The sequence below is a fragment of the Chitinispirillales bacterium ANBcel5 genome (genome assembly GCA_029688955.1).
Taxonomy (GTDB): Bacteria; Fibrobacterota; Chitinivibrionia; order Chitinivibrionales; family Chitinispirillaceae; genus Cellulosispirillum; species Cellulosispirillum alkaliphilum.
On sequence record JARUKZ010000002.1, the window covers coordinates 98,020 to 117,007 of the forward strand.

Here is an 18,988-nt window from a genome sequence, read left to right on the forward strand (position 1 = left end):
CAGCTTTTACCCTGGCACTACACCAAAAGCCCACGACGGGACTCGAACCCGTGAACCTCATCCTTACCAAGGATGCGCTCTACCAACTGAGCTACATGGGCAAAAAAAGCGGGCAATGAGATTCGAACTCACAACAACCACCTTGGAAGGGTGGGGCTCTACCATTGAGCTATGCCCGCATAAAAAAATTAAAAAAATGGGCAGGGGTGGTTTCGAACCACCGTAGGCGTAAGCCAATGGATTTACAGTCCATCCCCTTTAACCACTCGGGCACCTACCCAATATATATGGAGCCGATGGAGGGACTCAAACCCCCGACCATTCGATTACAAGTCGAACGCTCTATCAACTGAGCTACATCGGCATTAAAGCCTTGAAGAAAAAGTCTAACAAAAATAATTGTTCGCGCAAACGATGTCAATTTTTTTTCTGTTAGACACTAAATATAATATGCGCCATCGCTATTTGCTAATTTTATCTACAATACCATACTTTTTTGCTTCTTCTGCAGACATAAAAAAGTCTCTGTCTGTATCCTCTACAATTTTAGAGAGCGATTGTCCGGTATGGGATGAAAGTATGTGATTAAGATTATCTCTAATTCTTAGCATCTCTTCTGCCTGAATCTGAATATCACTAGCCGGCCCAAACATGTTTCCAGAAATAAGTGGCTGGTGAATCAGTACCCTTGCATGCTCCCAGGCAAAACGCTTCCCCTTGGTTCCGGAGCAAAGAAGAACAGCTCCCATACTTGCAGCCTGCCCCATACAAACAGTGGAAACGTCGGATTTAGCATAAAGCATTGCGTCATAGATTGCCAATCCAGCAGAAATTACCCCACCGGGACTATTAATGTAAATGGTGATATCATCATTGCTCAATCCATCATAGTAGAGGATTTTTTTAACGATATTCTGAGCAGATTCATCATTTATCTCCCCCCAGAGAAATATTTCTCTGCGCTTAAGAAACTGCTCTTCCATTTCTGAACCAGTCATAGCCTTTTTTAGATCTTTGAGAAGATCGTTATCCTTATCCTTATTCATGGACTGCATCTCCTTTTCTGGGGTTGCCTATCCGTTAATGTTCGGGTTTATTTTCTAAAAGCACCTGGGCTTCTTTTTCATTTTTAACTGTACACAGAGTAGAACCATCCGGCATATCTTTAACAATCACACCTGCAGCCGAAAACAGATCCCTTATACCATCCGCCAAAGCAAAGTTCTTCTCTTCCCTGGCTATCTTTCTTTGAACTGCGTTTTTTACCAAAACATCTTTTATGGAATCTGATAATGTCGATTCTGAAACTATCTTTATTAGTTTACCCTGAGATTGGACCTGATATTGGGCCTTTTCCAGCCCAACGGTTAGATTTAACCCAAGGACAGTATCTGCTTTTTCAATGGCAGCACGTTTTTCCGAATCGCTAAGCCCTTCTTTTCTCAAGATTTCATAGATAGCAGCAACGGCCCGGGGCATATTGAGATCATCACAAATTGCATCGTAAAAAGAACTCAGAGCCTCATCCACCTTTTTTCTGTTAACTGCACCATTTTCATTCAATGCCCCTATCTGTTTTTTTAAATTAGAGAGGCTTTGAGCAGAAGCCCTAAGTCCCTCCCAGGAGAAAGTAAGAGGTGTACGATAATGAGCTGTATAACAAAACATTCGATAATCCAAAGCAGAAAAGTCCTGCTTTTTCAGAGCGTCAAGGGTGATAAAATTGCCCCCCGATTTAGCCATCTTTCCTTTACCCATTACCAAAAATTCACCATGAAGCCAGTACTTAGCAAAAGGTTTTCCGGTTGCAGCTTCAGACTGAGCGATCTCATTTGAATGGTGAACCCGAATATGATCGGAGCCACCACAATGTATGTCAACAGGTTGATTAAGGTAAGCAAGAGCCATAGCACTACACTCAATATGCCACCCGGGAAACCCTTTCCCCCAAGGGCTCTGCCACTCCATTTGGCGTTTTTTATCAGGTGGCGAAAACTTCCACAAGGCAAAATCAGTCACTGCACGTTTCTCACCCATATCAACCCGTTCACCGGCACGTAATTGTTCGGGATCAAGCTTGGCAAAATCACAGTAGTTTTCAAATTTTGTAGTGTCAAAATAGATACCATCACTGGTTTTATAGGTGTACCCCTTGTGCTCCAGTGTTTTAATCATATCAATCATCTGGGAAATATGCTCTGTAGCTTTAGGCCATTTGTCCGGATCCAGGATGTTTAGCTCATTTATATTTTGCATGAAAACACCAGTATAATACTCGGCAATATCCCAAACTGTTTTTCCCTCCCTGGCGGCCCCTTTTTCCATTTTGTCTTCACCAGTATCGGCATCAGAGACAAGGTGGCCCACATCGGTGATGTTTACTACATGTTTTACCTTATAGCCACAGGCAATGAGAACCCGTTTAAGAACATCCTCAAAGATATAGGTCCTTAAGTTGCCAATATGAGCATAGTTATAAACGGTAGGCCCACAACAGTATATATTGACCGGATCATTAACCGGCTGGAAGTGTTCTTTTTTTACTGAACCAGTATTATACAAATAAAGAGACTTTTTCACTTCAAAACTCCATGACCACTTTTCCTGTACCCGCTTTAACAGAACCAATACGTACAGGGTTAAACTGCTCCAGCGCAGCAGAGCCAATAACCTCCTCTACATGCTCAGAAGCTACAGCCAGCACCATACCCATTCCCATATTGAAGGTACGGTACATTTCCATATTTTCTACATTACCACTTTTCTGCAAAAAGGTAAAAATCTGATCTGCTTCCCACGTTTTAGTATCTATTAGCGCATCACAGTCTGCAGGCAAAATCCGATCAACATTATCCGGAAAACCACCTCCGGTAATGTGAGCACACCCTTTAATAAGCTTCTGTTTCATAAGCGAGTGTACCTGTATGTATGATCTGTGAGGACGCAAAAGCTCCTGAGCGAATGTTTTTCCTGTAGGCTCAAAAATATCAGAATAACTCTTTTGGGCTACTTCACGCACAATTTTTCTGGCAAGGCTATAGCCATTTGTATGAAGTCCATTAGAGCGCAATCCGATCAAAGCATCTCCGGGTTTTATAGTACTTCCATCTATAATATTATTCTTATCGGCAACGCCAACGATACATCCCACAAGGTCAAACTCTTCACCAGAGTAGATATCTGGCATCTCTGCAGTCTCTCCCCCTATCAGGACACAATCATTTGCCCTGCAGGCACGAGCAAGCCCCTCAACAATCTGCTCTGCAGTTTCCGGCACAAGCTTACCAATACCTATATAATCGAGGAAAAAAAGAGGTTTTGCACCCATTACCAAAATATCGTCCACACAATGATTAACTATATCCTCACCCACTGTGTTTCTGATACCTGATTCAAATGCAATCATTACCTTGGTACCAACGCTGTCAGTAGATGAAACAAGTACCGGTGCTTCCATTTCTCTAAGCGCCGATATGTCATACATTCCACCGAACTGGCCAAATTTGCCCTCCACAGCACCGTTATACGTTGAAGAAACAAGCTCTGCGATGCGCCCTTTAGTCTTGTTCCAACTGGCAATGTTTACACCGGCATCTGAGTATCTAAGTGATTCAGACATATATTTTTCTTTCTGCAGGTTAAAGCTGTATCTCCCAACCGAATTTTCTAAAAACCCGGTATAAATAGATTCGTTAAATCTGTTTAAAATAGGTTAGGCAGCAAACGGAGTCAAACAGCAAATACTAATCCAATGCAGTATCCCTCATTTTAAATACTTTAAAAAACGTGATGGCTGTAACTGGATCTGTCTTTGGAAATATTCTTTTCGTCCACAACTTAAAAGAAATAAAAACCTCTGTGCTCTGGTCAAACCAACATAGAAAAGACGCAGCTCCTCATCCAAAATATCATCAGCGACACTTCTCTGTTTTTGCTGACTTTTCATAATCTGGTTAAAAAAATCTGACCAGGTCCCTATTTTTCTTCGTTTCTCAATCCTGTAGTGAGGGAAAAACCCCTCTTCTAAATCACAAAGGAAAACCACCGGATACTCTAAACCCTTACTTCCATGCACAGTAACAAACAGAGGAAGACGTTTTGTGTCAGGCTGCATTGTTTTCATCACCCGTTGGGTAAAGGACAGTGTACTGTTTACCCTGAAAAGAACAGCCATGGATGTGGGTGGGATTTTGTACTTTTCTTCGATTTCATTGATTTTCTTTACTATCCACTCAGAAGCTGCTTTCTGGTCTTTAAACTTTATGACCGCAGGCCTGCTACAACCCAGCGGGTGGGTCGTTTTTCCACTTCTTAATATTTTTCGATAGGTTGCTGGCTTATTGACCCAGAGTTTGTTAGCGCAATTTAAGATTGCCGGTATACTACGGTAATTTGTCTCAAGTTTAATTACGATCGAATCCTCGAAACGTTTTTCAAATTCACAAATGGGCCTTATATCTGCACCCCGAAACCCATAAATAGCCTGATCATCGTCACCAACGGCAAAAAGTGATGTGCTCTCTCCTAAAAGAAATTCCAGCAACTCCACCTGCACCGGACTGGTATCCTGAAACTCATCGACCAGAACAGATCTGAATGCTCCTCCATAGTGAGCAGCTATCGAAGGGAACCGCCTAAAAAGCTGTAATACCCCATTAATTAGATCTGAATAATCCCATAAGCCGCGTTTTTTCTTAATTTCCGAGAATTTAGAGGCTATACTCCAAATCAAATCCCACTCTTTATCACCCACTAAGCGCCTTACTCTTTGGGGAAAAACCTCCATTTTAGTTATTATTTTTTCCAAATCTGTAAGATTTAATTTTAGATATTTCCGCTGCCCTGCATTTGAAACTATTGAAAGAAGCTTATATCTTTGCGCACTGCTCAGTAACTGCAATTTCCCCTCAAATCCTATGCGACTGAAATTGGACCTACCCCCGTGAGCAGTAGTAAGAATCCTGAGTGCAAAACCATGAAACGTAGTTACAAGAGGTAAATCAGAGGTGTGAGACATAAGATCACTAAGGCGTTGAGCCATCTCTAAAGCTGCTTTGCGAGAAAAGGTCAGTGCAACAATTTGATCCGCATTGATACCTGAACCTGCAAGATAGGCAATTCTACGGGTAAGAACTGCGGTTTTTCCACACCCCGCACCAGCCAAAACAAGCACAGAACCTTTATGAGCAGTAGTAACCGCCTCATATTGCTCCGGATTAATAGACTTGACCATTTCCCTTAAATGAGCATCCATTTCTGTTTACTAATCCTGAGCTTTTAGCTGCGTTAACCAAAAAAGTATAGGCTTTTTATGTCTTACTTTAAAATAACCTTTATGGTTATTAAATGCCATAGACTTAAAAAAGATCCTTGTAATCTACACGTAAAAGTTGATCCCCAATCTCTGAAAAGGATTGTAAAACAGGTACAACAACCTATATTATTATAGTACAGGCAATAATCTTAGTTTTTTTCCGGAGAATGTTATTTTGATTAAACTCACAGTCCTGCTCTCGGCGCTTCTGAGCACACATCTCTTTGCACAGCCATTTAAAACGATAACATTTGACGATGAGCCTTTGGGGATTTATACAACAGAGCAGATGAAAGCAGCCTGGAACAGTCCTACCTGGAGTAACGGTGTTGATGAAGGGCGCTGCCATATCGTTAACGACCCATTATCTGAAAGGGAAAAGGTACTTAGGGTAACGTATCCGGCTGATGGAGTTGGCCCCCGTGAAGGCGGCGCTCAGTGGCAAATGTATTTCGATGACAGCTATGATACGGTATACGTCAGTTATATGGTAATGATTTCAGAGGAGTTCGACCCTGTGCGGGGCGGAAAATTACCCGGTCTGGCCGGTGGGACTTCACCCACAGGCGGAGATATTCCAGATGGTACCGACGGCTTCTCGGCGCGAATAATGTGGAGAGACAGATCTACTGCAGACGGAAACCAGGCTGCACTTACCCAGTACATGTATCATATGGAGTCTACCAATACCTGGGGTGAAGATTTCTTCTGGTCCTATCCCAACCCAACCTGGTCCAGTACCCGAAGATATTTAAGACCAGCTACATGGCATACCCTCAAAACACGGGTGATTATGAATACCCCGGGTGAAGCCGATGGTAGAGTTACTTCGTGGCTCGATGGTGATCTGGCTCTTGATTCAACTGTTATGCTCAGATCCCATGAAGGCACGTTTGGAGTTGATCTTTTCTATTTCAGTACTTTTTATGGTGGGGGTGACCAGTCCTGGGCCCCTTCAAAGGATGAATACATATTTTTTGATAATTTTATCTTTTCAACAGAAGACATTATCCCGCAATCCTCTACTAGCGAGAACAGAAGTAATATTCAGAGAAAAGAAAACAGTTTTAGGGTGGTTGGACCAAACTCAAGTGTTTCCCTTCATTTAGAGAAAATGCCTGTAAATGGTAATGCAGTACTAAAGATCTTCTCTCTAAACGGTGCATTAATCGAAAAACACAGTGTTGGTAGTAATAACACCTCAGTTTTGTCGCTCTCAAACCAACACTACAGATCCGGACTTTACTATGCGGTTCTTTATCATGAAAATGGCATTATATCAGCCCAAAAACTGCCTCTGGTAAAATAACTGGATACTATTATTTAGAGGCAGTGCCCCGAGTTACCCGCTCTTCCGTAGATGAGAGTATAGTCATAGATTCGCTTTAGCATACTCTCTTCCACCATATTTTTTGTAAACCTCCAGCTCCAATTTCCACTTTGAGTGCCTGGAGTATTCATGCGGTGAGCAGAATCGAGCATAAGAACATCCTGAAAAGGTACGATACAAAGCTCCGAAGGCGAAGCAAAGGCACACCGCAAAAAACTCTTAAGAAAGCTTTTGTTTGTGCACCCAAGATAATCACGAACTCTCTTTTTATCTATGGAGGGGAGATTTATATACCATCCAAGTGAAGTATCGTTATCATGAGTTCCGGTATAGGTAACACTATCAAAACAAACGTTATAGGGAAGATAAGGGTTAAGCGGGTTACCATCAAATGCAAACTGTAGAATTTTCATTCCCGGAGCCCCTATTTGTTCACGCAAGGCGAGTACTTCAGGAGTTATGTCTCCCAAATCTTCAGCGATGAAGGGCAAATCACCAAGCTGCTCTTTCATACACTCAAAAAAGTGGATACCAGGTCCCTTTTCCCACACACCATTTATAGCGGTTTGGCTCTGTACCGGAATAGCCCAATATGACTCAAATGCTCTGAAATGATCCAGTCTAATGAGATCAACCCATTGCAGCATTTTCCCTAAACGCTTTGCCCACCAGGAATAGTTGTTATTTTTCATTACATCCCATTTGTATAAAGGATTGCCCCAGAGCTGCCCTGTTTCGCTGAAATAATCCGGCGGGACACCGGCAACCCTTAACAGACCACCGTCTTTACCAATTTCAAATAGTTCTGGTTGTGACCAGGTATCTGAGCTATCATAAGCAGTATAGTACGGTATATCTCCAACTATTCTTACTCTTTTTTCATTAGCATACGCTTTTAAACTAAGCCACTGGTTATTAAATACAAACTGCAGAAATTTATAATACCTTATCTGCTCAGAACATTCTTGAGCAACGTTCTCCAAAGCGTCTTTGTCTCTTAACCTGTATTTCTCATTCCACTGCCACCAGGGTTTTCCATCATGATTATCTTTTATCACCCTGAACAAAGCATAATCGTGTAGCCACCAGTGCTGCTCCTGACAAAAAACAGAGAACTCAGGGACGTCTGAGAAATTTTGAAATGCTATTCTGAATAGCTTTTCCTTTTCTTTTATAACTGTTCCAAAATCTACCTTTTCTTCGGAAAGTTTTGGAAAAGAGGAAAGATCAGAATCAGAAAGCAGGTTTTGCTCTTTTAGCAGATCAGGAGATAACAACAAGGTATTTCCGGCAAATGAACAGAGCGTCTGATAAGGTGAATCACCAAAGCCAGTTGGTCCAAGTGGACATATTTGCCAAAAACTTTGATAGTTATTTTTAAGAAGATCAATCCACCAGCGTGCATCAGCTCCCAAATCGCCGATACCATAAGGAGAAGGTAGTGATGTAGGATGTAAGAAAATACCTGAAGCTCTCATTTTAAAATCCCGGTTATTTTAAAGTACGATGACATAGAATTGTAACACCTGGGCCAAGTTATTACAATCATATACAAAAATTGTGACAATCAGTGCTATTTTTCTGATCAAGAAGGCTCTGCAAAGTCATATCACTAAGAATCGCTTTCCATGAATCTGATAATTTTTTCCATACAGTTCTTGTAATACATTCCTGAGAATTAATACACTTTTCTGGTAAATCAACGCATTCAACAAGCTGAAGTGGCCCTTCTAAAGCGATAAATATTTCAAGCAAAGTGATCTCTTCCGGTGGACGAGACAGTACATACCCCCCTTTTATGCCCCTTGTAGTCTCAATGAGCCCACTACTTTTAAGCATAATAAGAATATTTTCAAGATACGAGTCAGAAAGTTTTTGGCGCTTCACGATCTCTTTTCTCTTACATGGCACACTACCATATAGTTCAGCAATCTGAAGGACTGCCCTAAACCCGTAACGGCACTTTGTTGAAATTTTCATAAACTAGGCCCCTGATTTAAAGGTAAATTGAAACTCCTTTCTGCACAATTTAAAAAATAATAGATTCTCAGTGTCTTCATTTCACTTATTCTAAAAATGGTTTAATTTATATCAGCTATTTAGATCAAAATTTAGTGTTTCTGTTTTAGTATGCCAGGTTGATCGAAATTATTTTATAGCCAAAACTGGGTAGATTAAACACAAATTTTAAATAAAAGCAAAAGGGTATCGATGAAGTTACTGGTTTTTGTGCTAAACCGGGAAGACCTGCTTGATGAGGTTTTGTCAGCGTATGTTGAAGCTGGGATTGATGGAGCAACTATTTTGGATTCAGAAGGTATGGGGCATTTTCTTACCTATGAAGTACCTCTTTTTGCAGATTTTAAAAAATTTATGAAAGGAAACAAACCCTATAATAAAACGATTTTTTCTGTTGTCAAAAATGTAGAAGCGATCCAGAAACTCGAAATACTGATAGAGCAGATTTGCGGGGATCTTTCGAACCCGGGTACAGGAATTATGTTTACAGTTCCAATAGACTTTTGCAAGGGGCTATTTGAAAAGGAGTAAGAGGGTGCAAATAATTTCAGATTTACTTGATGAAAATTGCGTAATTATGGATATAAAGGCTAAGCGAAAAGCCCATGTTATACGGGAGCTAATATCTACGCTGGAATCAGCCGAAAAGATTGAAAATTCAGAGTACTATGTTAATGAAGTATTGGAAAGAGAGAAACTCTCTTCAACCGGCATTGGCCAGGGCATCGCATTACCCCATAAACTTCTTCCCAACATTGATCAAATCCACATAGTTTTTGGCAGAAAAAAGAAGGGGGTATCGTTTGGAGCAATTGATAATAAGCCTGTTTACTTATTTTTCCTTATTCTCGGACCGGAAGGTATGCATTCAGAGCACCTTAAACTTTTAAGTAAACTATCACGACTTCTTCATGACCAAACCCTTATTGATAGCCTAATGGATGCTACTACCCCTACAGAAGTTATAAATGTAATAAAACTAAAAGAAAGTAGTTAATGAATACCTATTCCAAGTGGAAAATTGTACGTATCATCTTGACCTCTATTAACTTGTTTATTGGGTGGCTACTCTTTAGCGGCTCACTTGAATTAGAAATGGTTTTTACTGGAATCATTCTTTCGGTGCTGGTTTCATATCTGACTTACGACATTTTCATCCATGATACAGAAGCGGCAAAACGTTCATTACTACCAAAGGTACATTTATTCTTCATATTTTTACTTATTGTATTATTTAAAATGTATGTTGCAAGTTTCAAGGTAACGTATAATGTTTTACGGGGAAGAATAAACCCCCGTATCGTGCACTTCAGGACTAAATTAAAGGCTGATTTATCCAGAGTTATTCTAACCAATGCTATAACTGTCACACCTGGAACAATAACACTCAATCTTGATGATGACCATCTGATTGTACACTGGCTGGATGCTAAAACTACCCACTCAAAATACAGTGGAGAGTTAATCAAGGGGACTTTTGAACGGCTACTAAAAAGGATTTGGATATGACCATCTTTTCTTTTGACCTGGTAGTCTACTTTCTTCTTGCAACTATTGTGATCAGTATGATAAGAGTGGTAATAGGACCAACTATTGCCGACCGTTTGGTTGGTCTAAACCTTATTTCTGCCCAGGTACTGGCTATTTTTGCCCTCCTGGCGGTTAAAGAAGACCTTTCAGTATATCTTGATGTAGCTTTAGTTTACGACATTTTTGGTTTTGTGGGAATTCTTGCTATTACAAAATATACTACCCATAATAAGGAAAAAAACAATGATTTGGATTGAACAATTCTTTATTTTGCTCGGGATACTTTTCGCCGTGATGGGCAATATAGGAGTATTAATATTTCCAGATGTTTATACCAGGTTACAAGCATCCTCAACTTGCAGTACGACTTCTGTTTTCTCCTTTTTTATTGCAGCTATACTCCAATCAGGCCTAACGGTGATCAGCGGTAAAATTTTTGTACTCATGATCTTCTTCTTGATTTCAAGCCCGGTAAGTGCCCACATTATTGGCAGATATGCCTGGAATAAGGGGATAGAACCCTGGAGGCATAGAAGTGTCAGAAAAGGCAAAGGAAAATAAAATATGTCAATTGCAGCAATTCTTATTCTCCTGCATGTAGCAGTGGCTGCAATGGCTCTGCAATCAAGAGACCTTATAGGTACAGTAGTACATATGGCTGTTTTCAGCCTGCTCAGTTCACTGCTCTTTTTCTATCTTCACGCCCCTGATGTGGCTCTTACAGAAGCTGCGGTAGGAGCAGGTGTTTCTACTTTTATCTATATATGGGTTATTCGAAAAACTGTCAGGAGAGATGACTCATGAAAAATAAATGGTTGACTGAGTGTGTATATTTGTTACTTGTTGCTGCCACCGGTTACGTGTTTTTTAAAGTCATAGATGCAAAACAAGCTGCAATCCCACACGCAAGAGATTACATATTGCAACATGGTACCGAGCAAACAGGGGCAATAAATCTTGTAACCTCTATATATCTGGGCTACAGAGCTTTTGATACTTTGGGAGAGACGATTGTACTGTTTATTGCTGTGAGTGGAACCATTCTTTATCTTACGAGAAATAATGAGAAAAACTGATATACTTGATGTAATATCGCGCAAACTTGCACCATTTATTTTAATGTTTGGCTTCTATGTAGTTACCCACGGCCATCTTTCTCCCGGTGGTGGCTTTCAGGGGGGAGTGGTGCTTGCTTCAGCTGTTGTGCTGCTTTTTCTCTGTCACGATCCAGATGAAATAATGAAGCTTTTTCCCAAAAAGGCATTTCTCTTTATCGAAACAGGTGCTCTTTTTGCATTCCTCATGACCGGTTTAACCGGGATGCTTATGGAAGGTAATTTTCTTGCTCTTTTCAACTTTCTGCAATTTTCGGAAAATCAAACAGCAGGATTTCTTTTTCTGTTAAACATTATTATAGGGTTGAAGGTTGGCGCAGGAATCAGCTTGGTCTGTTACTACTTCTTTAGGAAAGACTAATGATAATAAATATTCTAATCACTACCTTGTTTATGCTGGGATTCTGGGGACTACTCAGTAAGAAAAATATTTTAAAAAAATTGATTGCCCTAAATATACTAAACAATGCTGTAATTATCCTTTTTATTAAAACCAGCTCCCGTTCAGGAATATCGGCTCCCATTCTCGTTAAAGGCACAGACACTATAACAGACCCTCTACCTCAGGCGCTTATGCTTACCGCTATTGTTATTGGAATGAGCATTACCGCATTTGGCGTTTGCCTCATTTACCGAATATATCAAAAATATGGAACACTTAACTTAGAAGTAATAGAACGGGAACACATTGCTGAACACAAATAACCTGATACTATCTCTGGTAATCATTCCACTGCTTGGGGCCTCTGTATGCTCATTGGGAAAAATTCTTTCCAATCAATTCATTTCCAAAGCAAGTGTAATTATTACGCTTTTACTCTCATTTACTACCGTTGTTTTAAGCTACAGAACTTTTACTACAGTCCGGGAGGTCACGTTCATTGCAGGGGGGTGGCAACCTGTAGCAGGAATACTAATGGGCTTTGATATGCTCTCCTGGACAGCTTCTCTGTTAGTACTTATAATCTGTACGTGCGGAATCATATTTGCAATGATTGAAGACACTTATTCCCCAATGTTTTATTTTACATTTCTCATTATGCTTGCAGGTATGCAGGGGGTTTTGATTACCCGTGATTTTTTTAACCTTTTTGTTTTCTTCGAAATACTTGCAATATGTTCTTATATTCTTATCGCCTATTTTCAAAAAAGCCATTCGGTTTTAGCCAGTTTTAAATATCTTATTATTGGCTCAGCAGCAATGGTTTTTTACCTTATTGGTGTTTTTATTATCTATCAAAACACTGGCTCTGTTGCGTTTAGTGCGATAAATGATCTCAATCCCCAACAAATGTCTCCAACGCTTGCAGTTGCAATAATTGCGCTGGTTATTGGAATAGGGGTCCGTACAGCTTTTATACCTTTTCACACCTGGTTGCCTGAAGCTCACGCATATGCCCCCCACCCTGTTTCAGCTATTCTTAGTGGAGTGATGATTAAAGTTGCTTTTATCGCTTTGTGGAGAGTACTTGACCTTTCACTTTCACCGGTTCTGCTGACAGTTTTTCTATTCACCGGCACTGTTACAGCACTGCTGGGGGCATGTTATGCACTGAGTGAGATCGATGCCAAAAAGATACTCGCATTTTCTTCAGTGTCACAGATGGGCTACCTGATAGCTGCTCTGGGAATCGGTAGCACAGTATCAAGAACCGCCGCTCTTTATCACGCTTTTAATCACGGTATTTTTAAGTGCCTACTTTTTCTTTCCGTGGGGACTATGATACTACTAACCGGCGAGAGAAACATCAAAAAACTGAGAGGTATAGCTAAATCATTTCCACTTCTATCTATCTTTTATTTAACAGCAGCACTTTCAATTGCAGGAATTCCACCCTTTAGTGGATTTGTGAGTAAAAAGACGATACTAAATGAAGCAAGTGGCTATAGCATGCATACACTCCTTTGGATCGCCAGTTTTGTCACTTTTGCAGCATACTTTAAACTATCACTTATTTTAACTGGTAAAAAAACAAAATCAGTAGAAACCTCAGCAGTAAAACCGATAAGGTTTTTCTACCTTCCTATAGGTTTTTTAAGCCTTTTAACTCTGATAATGGGCCTCTTGCCTCAGTTTTGGCTTAACTTTTTCTCCTTTGCACAAGTTTCCTCTACTACCATTGAACCATATCCGGTATACACAACAGGTGCAATACTTGGGATTTTACCTGTAATTGTTGCTGGTATCACGATTTTTCTTTTGTCTAAAACCAACACCGGCAACCTAATAACCAACAGAATTAGACGAATTGTTCCCAGCCTAAGTCGCGCAACTGGCTATCTGCTTGCTGCATTTGTATTAGCAACAATCCTTTTGTGGAGATAAAAAGGGTCTCAGTAAATACCCGGGGCTTTTTTCACAACACAACAGGCTTTATTTTTGATGTAATGAACTCAAAATCCATTATATATAGAAGGAAATAGGGAGGTTACTTAATATGCAGATAACTATAGACCAATTCCTTTCACTCATGCGTGATACCATTGAGCCAAGGCGTACGATTGTTAAAGCTATGATTGAAAACTATAAGCCAGACGAAAGTGCAATACAAAAGCTTAACGATATATCACAGACCCTTAACACTATCCCAATTATTGATAACCACCGGGTCCTTTTAATCGAAAACAAGCAGGTCTACACAGACCTTGGATATGAAGTTGAAGAGATAAGAAGAGATTTAAACTTTCTAAAGCACGGAGAAGAGGCTCTGTTTAAATCTTTTTCAGAGAGTAATCCCCGCTTTGATTTAGAAGTGAAACAAGGTGTAGACTATTTAAAAGACCACCAGATCGACTGCTTTATTTCTGACAGAGATGGAACTGTAAATAATTACTGTGGCCGTTACTTGTCCTCGATTCAGTCTACTTACAACGCCCTGTTTCTTTCTCATTATGCAAAAACTGTCAAATACCCTATTCTCCTTACAGCTGCACCACTTGAAAATGTTGGTTTAAGAGATATAAGTGTTAATCCGGAGAATCTGTTCATTTATGCCGGTTCCAAGGGGCGGGAGTTAAGGGATAAGTTTGGAAAAAAAAGTTCGCTGTCAATACCCAAATCCAAACAGCGTTTTCTCGACCAATTGAACATTGAGCTAAAAAGTATTCTTCAGAATCCTCAGTACAAGGTATTTGGATACATTGGGTCCGGCTTACAACTTAAATTTGGTCAAAGCACGATAGCAAGACAAGATATCTACTCTTCAGTAAGTTCACAAAAAAGTAGCGACTTTAAAAACATCATCGAGGACATTGTAAGAAAAATAGATCCTAGTGAGAACAATTTAATAATAGAAGATACAGGGATGGATATAGAAATTATCTTAACGGTAGATGGCAATTCCGAAGCAAAAGAATTTGACAAAGGTGATGGTGTGAAATTTATTGCCGAAAAACTAAATCTGTTGAATAGCTCAAAAAACATTCTTGTGTGCGGTGACACTCGCTCAGATATACCAATGATAAAAACATGTCTTTCCACATTTCCATCTACAAAAGCGATCTTTGTAACCGAAGATGAAAAACTAATTAAAGAAGTAAAAGGGGTATATTCAGATACATTGATTCTCTCAACACCAGATACTCTGATAACTACACTCAAAGAAACAGCAAGAGGCAAATAATATTGCCTCTTTTATTTTCGTATTGTTTCGTTTAATAGGTTTTTCCTTCAAAATCTACCATTGGGACAAAACGAACCGGAATAATGGCATCTTTTTTCAGTTCATCACCTATTTTAGTCATTAACACCAACTCCTGACTTCCATCTTCACCTACAGGAATAATCATCTTTCCCCCGTCCTTAAGCTGTTCAATAAGTGGTTCGGGGACATGTGTAGGGGAACAGGTTACTATAATTGCATCAAACGGCGCATGATCAGGCCACCCCTTATAGCCATCTCCTATTTTCACATACACGTTATCACAAAGATCATCTAAGACCTTTTTTGCTCGTTTTCCAAGAGATTCAACAATTTCTATTGTGTAGACTTCTTTGCACAACTCAGCAAGTACTGCAGCCTGATACCCTGAACCGGTACCTATTTCAAGCACTCTCATTTCAGTGTGTGGTTCTATTACCTGTGTCATCAGAGCCACTATAAATGGTTGTGAAATAGTTTGCCCTTCTCCAATAGGAAGAGGGTGATCCCCATAGGATAAAAACCTGACACTATCAGGTACGAACTTGTGCCGTTTTACACTCTTTAACGCCCCAACTACCTCCCTGTTTGTTATTCCTCTAGCTTCTATCTGCTCTGAAACCATTCGTTCACGCATTTCTCTAAACTGGCTTTCAGTTTTTATCTCCCCAGCATTTACAGAAAAACAACAAATTACTACGAAAACACTTATAACTGAAATGAAGGATAGTAATTTATAAGATGTTATTTTCGAAGTATCATTCAAAGCAGCCATTTTTTTTCCTGAGTTTTTCACCTATCTTCTCCTTTCCCGGTATTTACCTAAACAGTATATACTCAAATATATTACTTTTGCTGCTCTGATAAAAATATACCTTAAGAAGAATTTATATGGTACAGGTACATTCTACTTTAGACTTTGATCTTTTTTGAGTGCCTGCTACATTGCGTTTCCCATTGAAACACTCGATACAGTAATCGTTTCTATTTTTAAAAGCAGAAAGAACGCCTTCTATACTCAAATACCCAAGCGTATCAGCTCCAATGAATCTTCTAACCTCATCTATATCACAACCAGCGGCAATGAGCTCCTCCCTGGTGGCAAAATCGATTCCATAAAAGCATGGAAAACGAGTGGGTGGTGAGGCTATTCTAAGATGAATCTCCTTTGCACCAGCTTTACGAAGACTATGTATTCTCTGACGGGCAGTATTCCCTCTAACAATAGAATCATCAACAACTATAATACGTTTTCCATTCACTACATCGGGTAAAACTGAAAGTTTCATATCCAAACTTTGTTTGCGCTGATTTGAATTTGGCATAATAAATGTTCTGCCCACATAGTGGTTTCTTATAAATCCATAATCCAGAGGGATACCGCTTTCTCTAGAATATCCCAGTGCAGCAGAATTACCACTGTCCGGAACGGGAATTACAATATCTGCCTCCACGTAGTGCTCACGGGCAAGTTGGCAACCATAATGAGAGCGTACATTGTGTACATTGTGACCAAAAACAGTGCTGTCTGGCCTGGCAAAATAGATCATCTCAAACAAACATTGTGAGAGGTTAGTTTGTTGTTTATCCACAAACATTTCAGAGTGTAACCCTGAATCATTTACAATGACCATTTCACCTGGTTTAAGATCACGAATATATTGAGCGCCGGTTTGTTTAAGAGCACAGGTTTCACTGGCAAAAAACCACGCATTCCCGCATTTTCCTATAGACAGAGGACGATACCCCCATGGATCACGGGCAGCGATAACACAAGATGGCCTCATCAATAAAAAAGCAAACGCCCCGCGTAGTTGTGCCAACGCTCGTGCTATCCGATGCTGATTATGCCTGTAAATTGGATCGGCCAATATATGCAACAGCACTTCACTGTCGGTAGTTGTTTGAAAAATGGACCCTGACTCCTCATACATCTGCCTGAGCGAATCAGCATTAACCAGATTACCATTATGAGCAACAGCCCATGTTCCATCTATACACTGCACAATAATTGGCTGTACGTTTTCTATGCACGAATCACCGGTGGTTGAATATCTAACATGTCCGATTCCAATATTACCTTTTAATTGTTTAATCGTTCTGCTTGAAAAAACTTCGCTCACAAGTCCACATCCTTTTGATGAGCGGATATTCTGACCATCACTTACTACAATTCCAGCACCTTCCTGACCCCTGTGTTGCAATGAAAAAAGACCATTATATAACGTAGATGCAGCATCTTCAAGGCCGTAGACACCGAATATACCACATTTCTCACGAGGGCTGTTTTCCATAGTTTCAGCCATACCTTTCTTTTTTTATATGAGAAAGACCTGAATTAAAAAAGGTCATTTGTAACTTTCATCCCATACTTTCTTGATTTCAAACCATCGCATACTTTTCTTCTTCTTTTTCATTTATACTAAAATCAAGTGAAGCCCCGATGAATTCTTTAAACAATGGATTAGCTTTAAGGGGAGTAGATTGATATTCAGGGTGAAACTGACATGCTATATACCATTTGTGTGATGGTATCTCTATTATTTCAGCTATAAAATCTGAAGATACTCCACTTATTATCATCCCGTTTTCTTCCATTATTTTTTTATATTCGTTGTTGAACTCAAATCGATGCCTGTGCCTCTCCTCTATACACTCTTTACCATATATTCTATAGGCTTGTGTGTCTGGTAAAATTTTACATACTTTTGATCCCAATCTCATGGATCCACCTTGTTTTTTCACATTTTGCTGTCCTTTCATGAGCTGAATAACTTTATCAGCGCAACTGGGATCAAACTCTTCGCTGTTTGCATTCTCAAAGCCACAACACTCCCGGGCGAATTCAATCACAGCACAATGCATTCCCAAACATATCCCAAGAAAAGGGACCATGTGTTTACGGGCGAAACCAGCAGCCATTATTTTACCCTCAATACCCCTATCTCCAAACCCACCAGGAATTAAAATACCATCACATCCTCTTAAAAGCGCCTCAGGTCCGCACTCTTCAATTTTCTCAGATTCAACCATATGTAGCACAACTTTTACATTTTGAGCAATGCCTCCATGAGTAAGTGATTCGTACACACTTTTGTATGCGTCCTGCAAACTTATATACTTGCCCACAATACCTATTTTGACCTGACCATTACAGGGATGAATCAGCCTGTTAAGCATTGTACCCCAATCAGACATATTTAGTGGTTTCACCTGAAGATCCAATTGTTTCAAACAGTGAATATCAAGCTTCTGTTTTTTTAATTCCCTGGGGACCTCGTAGATTGAATTCTCCACATCCTTCTCTTCTATCACAAGCTCTTTATCTACATTACAAAAAAGCGAAATCTTATCCCGGTGTTCTTTGCCCAACTCAACTTCACTTCGACAAATTATAATATCAGGAAAAATACCTATAGATCTCAACAAACTAACACTTTGTTGAGATGGTTTTGTCTTTAACTCTCCTGCAGCCCGAAGGTAAGGAACGAGTGTCATGTGTATAAAGAGTCCGTTTTTACGCCCTATCTCCTGTCTGTATTGTCTAATGGCCTCTAAAAAGGGTAGCGATTCTATATCACCTGATGTTCCACCGATCTCTGTAATGACAATATCTACATCCTCTGACTCGACTGCCTGAATTGATTTTTTTATTTCATCGGTGATGTGAGGAATTACCTGAACAGTTCCTCCCATATACCCACCATCACGCTCTCTTTTAATAACATTGCTGTAAATTCTGCCTGTAGTAAAATTACTTGCCTGGGTACATTCTATGTCGGTAAATCTCTCATAATGCCCCAGATCCAAATCAGTCTCTGCACCATCAGCAGTTACATATACCTCACCGTGCTGATAGGGGGACATCGTCCCAGGATCAACATTTATATATGGATCGAATTTTTGCAATTTTACTGAGTACCCTCTGCGTTTAAGCAGTAGTGCGATAGACGCAGCGGTCAGTCCTTTTCCAAGAGAAGAGACCACTCCTCCGGTAATAAAAATGTGTTTTGTTTGTTGACCTCCCTTTGGCACCAGA

At 40.0% G+C, this 18,988-nt stretch carries 20 protein-coding genes and 4 tRNA genes; 11 read left to right on the plus strand and 13 right to left on the minus strand.

Going from position 1 to position 18,988, the window contains the following annotated elements:
- Positions 1 to 27: 27 nt before the first annotated feature.
- The 8 genes from QA601_01600 to QA601_01635 form a co-directional block, all read right to left on the minus strand.
- A tRNA-Thr gene (locus tag QA601_01600) sits at positions 28 to 101 on the minus strand.
- A gap of 6 nt (positions 102 to 107) precedes the next feature.
- Positions 108 to 179 (minus strand) — tRNA-Gly (locus tag QA601_01605).
- Positions 180 to 197: 18 nt separating this feature from the next.
- Positions 198 to 280, minus strand: a tRNA-Tyr gene (locus QA601_01610).
- A gap of 8 nt (positions 281 to 288) precedes the next feature.
- Positions 289 to 364, minus strand: a tRNA-Thr gene (locus QA601_01615).
- A 97-nt stretch (positions 365 to 461) separates the two neighbouring features.
- Positions 462 to 1,055 carry an ATP-dependent Clp protease proteolytic subunit gene (locus tag QA601_01620; GenBank protein ID MDG5813760.1) on the minus strand — a complete coding sequence of 198 codons (594 nt, stop codon included), beginning with the start codon at positions 1,053 to 1,055 and terminating at the stop codon, positions 462 to 464.
- Between the two features lie 25 nt (positions 1,056 to 1,080).
- Positions 1,081 to 2,580, minus strand: coding sequence for a cysteine--tRNA ligase (gene cysS / locus QA601_01625; GenBank protein ID MDG5813761.1), 1,500 nt, complete (start codon positions 2,578 to 2,580; stop codon positions 1,081 to 1,083).
- Position 2,581: 1 nt separating this feature from the next.
- Entirely contained in the window at positions 2,582 to 3,619 is a 1,038-nt protein-coding gene (gene purM, locus QA601_01630) for a phosphoribosylformylglycinamidine cyclo-ligase (protein MDG5813762.1), read from the minus strand.
- A 144-nt stretch (positions 3,620 to 3,763) separates the two neighbouring features.
- Positions 3,764 to 5,254 carry an ATP-dependent helicase gene (locus QA601_01635; protein MDG5813763.1) on the minus strand — a complete coding sequence of 497 codons (1,491 nt, stop codon included), beginning with the start codon at positions 5,252 to 5,254 and terminating at the stop codon, positions 3,764 to 3,766.
- Between the two features lie 235 nt (positions 5,255 to 5,489).
- Here QA601_01635 and QA601_01640 point away from each other — a divergent pair, with 235 nt between their 5' ends.
- Positions 5,490 to 6,623 carry a T9SS type A sorting domain-containing protein gene (locus tag QA601_01640; GenBank protein MDG5813764.1) on the plus strand — a complete coding sequence of 378 codons (1,134 nt, stop codon included), beginning with the start codon at positions 5,490 to 5,492 and terminating at the stop codon, positions 6,621 to 6,623.
- Between the two features lie 14 nt (positions 6,624 to 6,637).
- Here the strand turns inward: QA601_01640 and malQ are convergent, their stop codons facing one another.
- Both malQ and QA601_01650 read right to left on the minus strand, forming a co-directional pair.
- Positions 6,638 to 8,122 (minus strand): 4-alpha-glucanotransferase, encoded by a 1,485-nt coding sequence (gene malQ / locus QA601_01645; GenBank protein MDG5813765.1) that lies wholly within the window; start codon positions 8,120 to 8,122, stop codon positions 6,638 to 6,640.
- A 67-nt stretch (positions 8,123 to 8,189) separates the two neighbouring features.
- On the minus strand, positions 8,190 to 8,624 hold the full coding sequence (locus QA601_01650) for an Rrf2 family transcriptional regulator (GenBank protein MDG5813766.1): 435 nt from the start codon (positions 8,622 to 8,624) through the stop codon (positions 8,190 to 8,192).
- A gap of 231 nt (positions 8,625 to 8,855) precedes the next feature.
- Here QA601_01650 and QA601_01655 point away from each other — a divergent pair, with 231 nt between their 5' ends.
- From QA601_01655 to QA601_01700, 10 genes are all read left to right on the plus strand, one after another.
- The gene (locus QA601_01655; GenBank protein MDG5813767.1) at positions 8,856 to 9,194 is read left to right on the plus strand and encodes a hypothetical protein; all 339 of its coding nucleotides are present in this window, start codon (positions 8,856 to 8,858) and stop codon (positions 9,192 to 9,194) included.
- 4 nt (positions 9,195 to 9,198) lie between these two features.
- Positions 9,199 to 9,660, plus strand: coding sequence for a PTS sugar transporter subunit IIA (locus QA601_01660; protein MDG5813768.1), 462 nt, complete (start codon positions 9,199 to 9,201; stop codon positions 9,658 to 9,660).
- On the plus strand, positions 9,660 to 10,172 hold the full coding sequence (locus QA601_01665) for a Na+/H+ antiporter subunit E (protein ID MDG5813769.1): 513 nt from the start codon (positions 9,660 to 9,662) through the stop codon (positions 10,170 to 10,172). The genes QA601_01660 and QA601_01665 overlap by 1 nt, the downstream gene beginning before the upstream one ends.
- Positions 10,169 to 10,450 carry a monovalent cation/H+ antiporter complex subunit F gene (locus QA601_01670; protein ID MDG5813770.1) on the plus strand — a complete coding sequence of 94 codons (282 nt, stop codon included), beginning with the start codon at positions 10,169 to 10,171 and terminating at the stop codon, positions 10,448 to 10,450. Before QA601_01665 ends, QA601_01670 begins: the two co-directional genes overlap by 4 nt.
- Positions 10,451 to 10,757: 307 nt before the next feature.
- A complete protein-coding gene (locus tag QA601_01675) occupies positions 10,758 to 10,997 on the plus strand; it encodes a DUF4040 domain-containing protein (GenBank protein ID MDG5813771.1) in 240 nt (79 codons plus the stop codon).
- Positions 10,994 to 11,269, plus strand: a complete 276-nt coding sequence (locus tag QA601_01680; protein ID MDG5813772.1) for a hypothetical protein — start codon at positions 10,994 to 10,996, stop codon at positions 11,267 to 11,269. The genes QA601_01675 and QA601_01680 overlap by 4 nt, the downstream gene beginning before the upstream one ends.
- Positions 11,256 to 11,669 (plus strand): MnhB domain-containing protein, encoded by a 414-nt coding sequence (locus QA601_01685; protein ID MDG5813773.1) that lies wholly within the window; start codon positions 11,256 to 11,258, stop codon positions 11,667 to 11,669. Before QA601_01680 ends, QA601_01685 begins: the two co-directional genes overlap by 14 nt.
- Positions 11,669 to 12,013, plus strand: coding sequence for a cation:proton antiporter subunit C (locus QA601_01690; protein MDG5813774.1), 345 nt, complete (start codon positions 11,669 to 11,671; stop codon positions 12,011 to 12,013). Before QA601_01685 ends, QA601_01690 begins: the two co-directional genes overlap by 1 nt.
- A complete protein-coding gene (locus tag QA601_01695) occupies positions 11,997 to 13,634 on the plus strand; it encodes a proton-conducting transporter membrane subunit (GenBank protein ID MDG5813775.1) in 1,638 nt (545 codons plus the stop codon). Before QA601_01690 ends, QA601_01695 begins: the two co-directional genes overlap by 17 nt.
- A 112-nt stretch (positions 13,635 to 13,746) precedes the next feature.
- A complete protein-coding gene (locus QA601_01700; GenBank protein ID MDG5813776.1) occupies positions 13,747 to 14,931 on the plus strand; it encodes a hypothetical protein in 1,185 nt (394 codons plus the stop codon).
- 31 nt (positions 14,932 to 14,962) lie between these two features.
- Here the strand turns inward: QA601_01700 and QA601_01705 are convergent, their stop codons facing one another.
- The 3 genes from QA601_01705 to QA601_01715 all read right to left on the minus strand — a co-directional run bounded on the left by QA601_01705 (position 14,963) and on the right by QA601_01715 (position 18,984).
- Positions 14,963 to 15,745, minus strand: coding sequence for a protein-L-isoaspartate(D-aspartate) O-methyltransferase (locus QA601_01705; protein ID MDG5813777.1), 783 nt, complete (start codon positions 15,743 to 15,745; stop codon positions 14,963 to 14,965).
- 91 nt (positions 15,746 to 15,836) lie between these two features.
- The gene (gene purF / locus QA601_01710; protein MDG5813778.1) at positions 15,837 to 17,255 is read right to left on the minus strand and encodes an amidophosphoribosyltransferase; all 1,419 of its coding nucleotides are present in this window, start codon (positions 17,253 to 17,255) and stop codon (positions 15,837 to 15,839) included.
- Positions 17,256 to 17,331: 76 nt separating this feature from the next.
- Entirely contained in the window at positions 17,332 to 18,984 is a 1,653-nt protein-coding gene (locus tag QA601_01715; GenBank protein MDG5813779.1) for a CTP synthase, read from the minus strand.
- Positions 18,985 to 18,988 lie beyond the last annotated feature (4 nt).